The sequence below is a fragment of the Streptomyces mayteni genome (genome assembly GCF_054783955.1).
Genome location: NZ_BAAGPR010000187.1, coordinates 1 through 8917 on the forward strand (window position 1 = coordinate 1; position 8917 = coordinate 8917).

The 8917-nt window shown below is 72.6% G+C and carries 10 protein-coding genes; 4 read left to right on the forward strand and 6 right to left on the reverse strand.

The annotated features are described in order from the left end of the window. Positions 1–215: 215 nt before the first annotated feature. The 3 genes from pspAB to ACYVPE_RS38210 form a co-directional block, all read right to left on the reverse strand. A complete protein-coding gene (gene pspAB / locus ACYVPE_RS38200) occupies positions 216–803 on the reverse strand; it encodes a PspA-associated protein PspAB (protein WP_461038440.1) in 588 nt (195 codons plus the stop codon). Between the two features lie 38 nt (positions 804–841). After that, positions 842–1735, reverse strand: a complete 894-nt coding sequence (gene htpX, locus ACYVPE_RS38205) for a zinc metalloprotease HtpX (protein WP_461038441.1) — start codon at positions 1733–1735, stop codon at positions 842–844. Positions 1736–1831: 96 nt separating this feature from the next. Next, on the reverse strand, positions 1832–2869 hold the full coding sequence (locus tag ACYVPE_RS38210; RefSeq protein ID WP_461038442.1) for an endonuclease/exonuclease/phosphatase family protein: 1038 nt from the start codon (positions 2867–2869) through the stop codon (positions 1832–1834). 287 nt (positions 2870–3156) lie between these two features. On the opposite strand from ACYVPE_RS38210, the gene panB reads away from it, so the two are divergent. After that, positions 3157–4038: a 3-methyl-2-oxobutanoate hydroxymethyltransferase gene (panB, locus tag ACYVPE_RS38215; RefSeq protein WP_132819724.1), complete on the forward strand. Its 882-nt coding sequence runs from the start codon at positions 3157–3159 to the stop codon at positions 4036–4038. 51 nt (positions 4039–4089) lie between these two features. Here the strand turns inward: panB and ACYVPE_RS38220 are convergent, their stop codons facing one another. The 3 genes from ACYVPE_RS38220 to ACYVPE_RS38230 all read right to left on the reverse strand — a co-directional run bounded on the left by ACYVPE_RS38220 (position 4090) and on the right by ACYVPE_RS38230 (position 5499). Then, positions 4090–4302: a hypothetical protein gene (locus ACYVPE_RS38220; RefSeq protein ID WP_461038443.1), complete on the reverse strand. Its 213-nt coding sequence runs from the start codon at positions 4300–4302 to the stop codon at positions 4090–4092. Between the two features lie 152 nt (positions 4303–4454). Next, complete coding sequence (gene npdG, locus ACYVPE_RS38225; RefSeq protein WP_461038444.1) at positions 4455–5159, reverse strand: NADPH-dependent F420 reductase; 705 nt, start codon at positions 5157–5159, stop codon at positions 4455–4457. 46 nt (positions 5160–5205) lie between these two features. Continuing rightward, the gene (locus tag ACYVPE_RS38230; protein WP_461038445.1) at positions 5206–5499 is read right to left on the reverse strand and encodes a hypothetical protein; all 294 of its coding nucleotides are present in this window, start codon (positions 5497–5499) and stop codon (positions 5206–5208) included. A gap of 62 nt (positions 5500–5561) precedes the next feature. Here ACYVPE_RS38230 and map point away from each other — a divergent pair, with 62 nt between their 5' ends. The 3 genes from map (at position 5562) to ACYVPE_RS38245 (ending at position 8704) form a co-directional block, all read left to right on the forward strand. Then, positions 5562–6428: a type I methionyl aminopeptidase gene (gene map / locus ACYVPE_RS38235; protein ID WP_461038446.1), complete on the forward strand. Its 867-nt coding sequence runs from the start codon at positions 5562–5564 to the stop codon at positions 6426–6428. A gap of 144 nt (positions 6429–6572) precedes the next feature. Continuing rightward, positions 6573–7241, forward strand: coding sequence for a biliverdin-producing heme oxygenase (locus tag ACYVPE_RS38240; protein WP_461038447.1), 669 nt, complete (start codon positions 6573–6575; stop codon positions 7239–7241). A 50-nt stretch (positions 7242–7291) separates the two neighbouring features. Continuing rightward, a complete protein-coding gene (locus ACYVPE_RS38245) occupies positions 7292–8704 on the forward strand; it encodes an ABC transporter substrate-binding protein (RefSeq protein ID WP_461038448.1) in 1413 nt (470 codons plus the stop codon). Positions 8705–8917 lie beyond the last annotated feature (213 nt).

Below are 8917 nucleotides of genomic sequence, written 5' to 3' on the forward strand. Positions count from 1 at the left end.
ACGGCCGACAGGCCGGCACGGCCGACAGGCCGGCACGGCCGACAGGCCGGCACGGCCGACAGGCCGGCACGGCCGACAGGCCGGCACGGCCGACAGGGGCCCAACAAGGCGGCTCCGCCGCCGTTGAGGCCCCGGCGGGCCGCCGCCCGCGCGCAGCGCGCACCCCCAGCGCGGCAGCGGAACAAAGGGCGGGTGGGTGGGGGAAAAACCTCGGGTCAGAGACCCGGGGCGCCCCACACCGGGAACCACCGCCCCAGGTCCGGCTCCAGCCGGAGGTCGTCCGTCAGGAGCGCCCTCGTCCGCAGCTCCAGCTGGTTGTCGCGCCGCTCCCGCGCCCCCACCAGCGGCGCGAACGGGTAGAACGTGCCGCGCTTGTAGAGGTAGACGAGCGCCAGTGGCCGGCCGTCGGCCGTCGAGCGGAAGCCGACGAGGGAGCAGAGCAGCTGGGGTCCGAAGCCCGCGTCCCGCAGCAGCGTGTTGACCGCGTGCAGGTCGTTGACCAGGGTGGTCACGTCGTCCGCCGACTGGCGGGCCAGCAGCCAGGTGTAGCCGTAGGAGTCCTCGCTGAACTCGACCGGCAGGCCGCCCGTGGCGGTGTCGGCGTCGAGGAGTTCCCGCACCTCGTCCCGCACCCGGGAGAACGCGCCGCCCTCGACGCTGGCGAAGCAGACCGAGCCGAGCCCGGTGGGCACGAAGCCGGCGGCGGCCTGGAGGGTGACGGCCGCGGAGGGGATCGCGAAGAGTTGGTCGAGGTCGGGGCGGGCCGGTTTGCTGCGGCCCAGGATGGCGTCGAGGAAGCCCATCGGTGGATCACCAGCTCACAGGGTCGGGGCTCGGCGGCTCAGGGCCGGCCGAGCTCGGTGGAGAGCTTGCCGAGACGCTCGATCCGCTGCTCCAGCGTGGGGTGGGAGGAGAGGAGCCGGCCGAGGCCCTCGCCGGTCAGCGCGGGCGCGAAGAAGAAGGCGTTGAACGGCTCGGCCTGCCGCAGGTCGCGGGTGGGGATGCGGGACATCTGTCCTGAGACCTTGGTCAGGGCCGAGGCCAGCGCCGAGGGGCGGCCGGTCAGCAGGGCGCCGGCGCGGTCGGCGGACAGCTCGCGGTAGCGGGAGAGGAGGCGGGTCAGCAGGAAGCTGATCACGTAGACCACCGCGCTCACCAGCGGGACCAGCAGGAGCAGCACGTTCTGGTTGTTGCGGGAGCGGCCGAGGCCCGTCCAGAGGGCTATTCGGGTGATCAGGCCGGCCAGCACGCCGAGGAAGGAGGCGATGGTCATGACGGCGACGTCGCGGTGGGCGACGTGGGACAGCTCGTGGGCGAGCACGCCCTCCAGCTCGTCGGGCTCGAGGCGGCGGAGCAGCCCGGTGGTGGCGCAGACCAGCGAGGACTTCTGCCCGCGGCCGGTGGCGAACGCGTTGGGCACGTCGGTGTCGGCGATGGCGACCCTGGGTTTGGGCATGTCGGCCAGGGCGCAGAGCCGGTCGACGGCGCCGTGCAGCTCGGGGGCCTGCTCGGGGGTGACCTCGCGGGCGCCCATGCTGTAGGCGGCGATCTTGTCGCTGAACCAGAACTGGGCGAAGAAGAGACCGCCGACGATCACGATGATCAGCGGCCAGGACTTGCCGAGCGCCACGATCAGCACCCCGACCAGGACGACGTAGAGCAGGCCGAGGAAGAACATGGTGAGCACCATGCGGTTGGTGAGCCCACGATCCGGGGCGAAACGGGTCCGCGACATCTGACACCTCTCCTTCCCCTCCCAAAGTAAAACAGCGGGGATAAAAACGGCGGAAAGATGTCGTTGACCTTGGCCCCGCCCTGCGCTAGGCGGGCCTCAGGGGTCGAGGCGGGCGGCGACCGGCAGGTGGTCGCTGGTGGTGGCGGGGAGGGTCCAGGAGGAGACGGGTTCCAGGTCGCGCACCAGGATCTGGTCGATCCTGGCCATCGGGAAGCCGGCCGGCCAGCTGAAGCCGAAGCCGGCGCCGGCGGCGCCCTGGGTGGAGCGGAGCTCGGAGGTGAGCGGGGCGAGCGCGCCGTCGTTCATGGTGCCGTTGAGGTCGCCGAGCAGCACGGTGCGGGGCAGTTCCTCGGCGGCGATGGCCCGGCCGAGCAGGTCGGCGGCCTCGTCGCGCTGACCGGCGGTGAAGCCGGCCCTGAACTGCACGCGCACCGACGGCATGTGCGCGACGTAGACGGCGACGTCGCCGACGCCCTCGGCCTCCACCTGGGTGCGCATGGCGCGGACCCAGCCCATGCCGATGTCCACCGGCTGGGCCTCGCCGAGCGGGTAGCGGCTCCAGAGTCCGACGGTGCCCTGGGTGACGTGGTACGGGTAGGCCTCGGCCAGCGCCTCCTCGTAGGTGGTGGCGGAGTCCATCGGCAGTTCCTGGAGGGCGAGCAGGTCGGCGTCCGCGTCGACGAGCTCCCGCGCGGTGCCGGCCGGGTCGGGGTTGTCGGCGTCCACGTTGTGGCTGACGACCATGAGGCTGCCGCCGCCCGAGGTCTTGTCGACGACGAGGCCGCCGAAGAGGTTGAGCCAGACCAGGGTGGGCACGAGCAGGGCGATCACGGCGGTCACCGAGCGGCGCAGCACGGCGCACAGCACGAGCAGCGGGATGGCGAGGCCCACCCAGGGCAGGAAGGTCTGGAGCAGGCTGCCGAGGTTCCCGATGTCGTTGGGCACCTTGGAGTGCAGGGTCATCAGCAGGGCGAGGGCCAGGGCGAGGCCGGCGGGCCACCAGCCGCGGCGCCAGCGGCCGACGCGGTCGCGCCAGCGCGGTTTGGGCGCGCGTTCCTCGTCGGGCGCGCTGGGCTCACCGCTTTCCTCGGGGCCCTGTCCCGGTTGGGTGTCCGGGGTGTACAACCGTGCCATCCCTGCCCTCGCCGCCCATCGCGTCGGTGCCCATCGCGCTTCCGCTCCGCGAACACTACGCGAGCGCGCGTCACGTCGAAGCCCAAGACGGTTACCGGGGACCGGAGGGTTCCGGCCAATGTGGGGCTACTCGTTATCAAGGAGCAGTCAAGGCGGATCAGGACAGGTATCGGGCCGGATCCGCGTCCCCCACCTCCCTTCCCGGGGCCGCCGCCGGAGTGCGACGATGGGGGCGATCCGGGGACGCCGTCATGGCGCCTCGAGACGACCTGAACAGGAGCAGCGTGATGACGCAGCACACGACTGCCCAGGCACCGGCCGGGAAGCCGGAGGTGCCGGGGCTCTATGGCGGTAAGCGAAGCCGTCGGGTCACCGTGCGGGATGTGGCGGCGGCGAAGCGGCGTGGGGAGCGGTGGCCGATGCTCACCGCCTACGACGCCATGACGGCCTCGGTCTTCGACGAGGCGGGCATCCCGGTGATGCTGGTCGGGGACTCGATGGGCAACACGCACCTGGGATACGACAGCACGGTCCCGGTGACGCTCGACCAGATGGTGATGTTGTCGGCCGCGGTGGTGCGCGGCACCCAGCGGGCGCTGATCATCGGCGACCTGCCGTTCGGCTCGTACCAGGAGAGCGCGGCCCAGGCGCTGCGCAGCGCGACCAGGCTGGTCAAGGAGGCCGGCGTGGGCGCGGTGAAGCTGGAGGGCGGCGAGCGTTCCGCGGACCAGGTGTCCCTGTTGGTGGAGTCCGGCATCCCGGTGATGGCCCACGTGGGTCTGACGCCGCAGTCGGTCCACGCCTTCGGGGGTCATCCGGTGCAGGGGCGCGGTGAGGAGGCGGCGCAGCAGCTGCTGCGGGACGCCAAGGCGGTGCAGGACGCGGGCGCGTTCGCGGTGGTGCTGGAGCTGGTGACGGCCGAGTTGGCCGCCGAGGTGACGCGGAGCCTGCACATTCCGACCGTGGGTATCGGCGCGGGTCCCGACTGTGACGCCCAGGTGTTGGTCTGGACGGACATGGCCGGGATGACGGACTGGCCGGGTGGTCGGATGCCGCGCTTCGTCAAGCAGTACGCGCGGCTGCGCGAGACGCTGGGTGACGCGGCGCGGGCGTTCGCGGAGGACGTGGTGGGCGGCGCCTACCCGGCCGAGCAGCACAGCTTCCACTGAGACCGGGCCGCCGGCGTGGTCGAGGCCCCCGGGGAGAGTCCGCCCCGGGGGTCAGCCGGTCGCCTTCGACCGGCGCAGGTAGTACCAGGCCATGTTGGAGGAGAGCCCGGCCAGCAGTACCCAGACGACGCCGAGCCAGTTGCCGTTGACGAACGACACGACGGCGGCGGCGACGGTCAGGGCGCAGACCAGCAGGGCGTAGCCGGCGAGCCGGCGGTCCTGGGCGGCGCGCGGCGGCCGGCCGGTCCGGGAGGCGGTGGGCATGGGTGGCTCCAGTCGGTTCTTCTGGTGAGTACGCGCGGGGGCGCGCGGCGTGCGGGTTCCATTGTCCGCCCGCCGGGAGCGCCCCGGCCGCCGGCCCCCGCCGGCCCCCGCCGGGCTGGCGGGGGCCGGCGCGCTCAGCGGCCGCCGACGTCTCAGATGTCGGTGAGCCGGATCCCGGCGTGGGCGCGGTAGCGCCGGTTGATGGAGATCAGGTTGGCGACCAGCGCCTCGACCTGGTGGGCGTTGCGCAGCCGGCCGGCGAAGACGCCGCGCATGCCGGGGATGCGGGCGGCCAGGGCCTGCACGGTCTCGCAGTCGGCGCGGCTGTCGCCGAGCACCATCACGTCGGTCTCGATCTTCTCCAGGGTGGCGTCCTGGAGGAGCACGGCGGAGAGGTGGTGGAAGGCGGCGACCACCCGGGACTCGGGGAGCAGGGCGGCGGCCTGCTCGGCGGCGCTGCCCTCCTCGGGGACGATCGGGTAGGCGCCGCGCTTGTCGAAGCCGAGCGGGTTGACGCAGTCGACGACGAGCTTGCCGGCGAGTTCCGCGGTGAGCGAGGCGACGGTCCTGCTGTGCCCCTCCCAGGGGACGGCGATGATCACCACGTCGCTCTCGCGGGCGCACCCCGCGTTGTCCAGGCCGCGCACACCGTGGCCGAGTTCGGCGGCGGCGGTCTCGGCGCGTTCGGTGACGCGGGATCCGATGATGACTCGCTGGCCGGCCCTGGCCAGCCGGTAGGCCAGGCCCCGGCCCTGGTCGCCGGTGCCCCCGAGCACTCCGACCACCAGCTCGGAGACGTCGGGCAGTTGCCAGGGATCCCGGGTGGGCGGCTGGGCCGCGGCTTCGTGTGAAGTCATGCCTGAATCCTGCCACTCCGGCGGGTGGTTGCCGGCCGTGGCCAGGTCAGCGTGGGCCGGGTGCGGGGCCCTCGCCGCCGTCGGGCCCCTCGCCGCCGTCGGGCCGGTCGTCGCCTTCCGCGGCCTGTTCGTCGCGGTCGTTCCAGCGCGGGTCCTCGCGCCACTCGTCCTCGCGTTCGCGGGCAGTCTCCACTGCGTGTTCGGCCTCGCCGCGGGTGCCGTAGGGGCCGAGGCGGTTCCTCGCGGGGCACTGCTGCCCCTCCTCGACCGTGTGGTGGCGCAGGCAGTAGTACCACTCGCCGGGGCGTCCTGAGGGCTTGCGTCGAAAGAGTGCGGCCATGGTCTCCATCCTGGCCGTCCCGGCGTCCGCTGCCCAGCCGTGGAGTCCATAGACTCGACGGCATGTCTGGCCAGTCTCTTCTCGTCCCCGGCAGGATCTCGGCGACCCGCCGGGTGCCGTCCGCCATCCCGCGCCCCGAGTACGTGGGCCGTCCGGGGCCCACCCCCTACCGGGGGTCCGACGTCCAGGACGCCGAGACCGTCGAGCGGATGCGGGTGGCGGGGCGGATCGCGGCGCGGGCGATGGCGGCGGCGGCCGAGCACGTCGCGCCCGGCGTGACCACCGACCGTCTCGACCAGGTGGCGCACGAGTACCTGTGCGACCACGGGGCCTATCCGTCGCCGCTCGGCTACCGGGGCTTCCCCAAGTCGATCTGCACCTCGGTGAACGAGGTGATCTGCCACGGCATCCCGGACTCGACGGCGCTGCGCGAGGGCGACCTGGTCAACCTGGACGTGACGGCCTTCGTGGGTGGGGTGCACGGCGACACCAACGCGACGTACCCGGTGGGCGGCGTGGCGGCGCTCGACGAGGAGTCGCGGCTGTTGACGGAGCGCACGCGGGAGGCGCTCGACCGGGCGATCAGGGCGGTGCGCCCCGGGCGCAGGATCAACGTGATCGGCCGGGTGATCGAGTCGTACGCCAGGCGCTTCGGCTACGGCGTGGTGCGGGACTTCACGGGGCACGGCATCCACACGTCGTTCCACTCGGGCCTGTTGGTGCCGCACTACGACGAGCCGGGGTCGACGACGGTGATGGAGCCGGGGATGACGTTCACCATCGAGCCGATGCTGAACCTCGGCACCCACGAGTGGGACAAGTGGGACGACGACTGGACGGTGGTCACCAGGGACCGCCGCCGTTCGGCCCAGTTCGAGCACACGCTGGTGGTCACGGACGACGGCGCCGAGGTGTTGACGCTGCCCTGACCGGCCCCGCCGACCGGCGCTGACACCGGATCAGACTTACCGACAGGGCGTCGGCAAACGCTTGACTTAGGTAAGCCTAACTAGACACTATGGCGGTGCGCGGCGACCCCGCCGCGCGCCCGCCTACCGTCCCCGGAGGCCGCCATGAGTCTGACCGCCACCGTCCCGTTCTCCACCCTGATCCGCGAGGCCTCGCACCAGCAGCACACCGAGGCGGAGAACTCCTCGTTCATGAGCGACATGCTGGGCGGCCGACTCGGTGTGGCGGCGTTCCGGGCGTACACCGAGCAGCTGTGGTTCCTGTACCGGGCGCTGGAGGGGACGGCGGACCGGCTGGCCGGCGACCCGGTGGCGGGCCCGTTCGTGAAGCCGGAGCTGTTCCGCACGGCGGCGCTCGAACGCGACCTCGACCACCTGCACGAGGGCGCGGACTGGCGCGCCACGCTCCGGCCGCTGCCCGCCACCGAGACGTACGCGGCGCGGGTGATGGAGCTGGCCAGGGACTGGCCTGGCGGCTACGTGGCGCACCACTACACCCGCTACCTGGGCGACCTCTCGGGCGGCCAGATCATCCGCGGCACGGCCGAGAAGACCTGGGGGTTCGCGCGCAAGGGGGACGGCGTGCGGTTCTACGTCTTCGACGCGATCGCCAACCCGGCCGCGTTCAAGCGCGAGTACCGGGCGCTCCTCGACGCGCTGCCGGCCGACGGCCCAGAGCGGCTGCGGATCGTCGACGAGTGCAAGCGCGCCTTCGCGCTCAACACGGCCCTCTTCAGGGAGCTCGGCGAGACGGTCACCCGCCCCCGGGGATAGCCGTTTTCGGTGACGTTTCCCGATAAGAGCGTTTTACGCTTTGCGGTGGAATGCGGGCGCGCGAGTCTGTGCCCAGGTCCTGTCTCCGGACAGGACCACACTCGGCGCTCGTCCGCAAGGAGCACAAGGAGTACAAGGAGTACGTCCTGGGCACGACCATCCGCGGCACACGCACCCGAGGGAGCGTGCTCTGCGTCATCACCGTCCTGCTGGCCGCGGCTTGCGGCTCGGGTGACGGCTCGGCCTCGGTCGCGCCCCGTGAGGTGGGCCCGGCCAGGGGCTCCCTCACCTGGTACGCGATCAACTTCGGTCCCGACGGGCTGCCCCAGCGGCTCGTCGACGCCTTCGAGGAGGAACACCCCGACATCTCCGTGACCTACCAGGCCGCGCCCAACAACACCGACACCATGCGCGCGACCCTCACCACGGAGATCTCCGGCGGCTCGGGCGCCATCGACGTCTACAGCGGCGACGTGGTCTGGCCGGCGCAGTTCGGCGAGGCGCAGCTCGCCATGCCGCTCGACGCCCACCTCCCCGACGACTTCTGGGACCGGTTCCCCAGGGAGCGCGTCGACGTCACCCTGCACGACGGCGACCACCTCGCCGCGCCGCTCTACGTCGACACCGGCTTCCTCTTCTACCGCGAGGACCTGCTGAAGAAGCACGACCTGCCGGTGCCCAAGACCTGGGAGGAGCTGGCCGACACCGCGGGGAAGCTCCAGCGGTCGGGCGACGTGCGCTACGGCTATGTCGCCCAGTGGGCCAACTACGAGGGCCTGACGGTCAACTGGACCGAGCTGTCGGCGGCCGCCGGCGGCCGCAGCGTCACCGAGGACGGCCGGGCCGGCATCGACAGCCCGGAGAACCGCCGGGTCCTCGAGTTCATGCGCGGCATGCTCACCGACGGGGTGGTGCCGGCCTCGATCACCAGCTTCCAGGAGCCGCAGTCCCTCCAGACCTTCGTGGAGGGCGATGCCGCCTTCCACCGCAACTGGTCCTACGCCTGGGGCGAGGCGAACAACCCGGAGACCTCGCGGATCGCCGGGAAGATCGGCATGAGCCCGCTGCCCGCCTTCGAGGGCGAGGACCAGCCCGGCCCCTCGGGCACCGGGGGTTGGAACCTGATGATCAACCCGCACAGCGAGGCCATCGGCGCCGGCCTGGAGTTCATCAAGTGGATGACCGGCCCGACCGCCCAGCGGATGCTGGCCGAGAACTCCGTGCTGCCGGCCGTCAGCGAGGTGCTCAACGACCCCGAGCTGCAACGCGACAACCCGGCGCTGGCGGCCGCCGCCGACGTGCCGCTGGTCTCCCGCCCCGCCGACTCGCCGCGCTACGCCCAGATCAGCAACGGCATCTTCACCAACATCAACGGCTCGCTCGCCGGTTCCGTGCCGCCGAAGGAGGCGCTCGGCGCCGCCCAGCACGACATCGGCAAGGCGCTGAAGGGCCGCGCGCTGTGAGGCCCGCGGTGCGGAGCGTCCGGCGGGCGCCGCAGGCGAGGTCGCACCCGAGGGAGGGCACCGGATGACCGACTCCCCGGGGCCGGCCGACCCGCCCGACGACGAGGACGGCCAGGCCATCCCCTACTCGGGCGCCCGCCCCAGGCCGGGGCCCGAGGTGCCGCTGCGGCCCGTGGAGCCCGGCGCCCCCTGCGCGCCGCCGCCGGCCGGCTG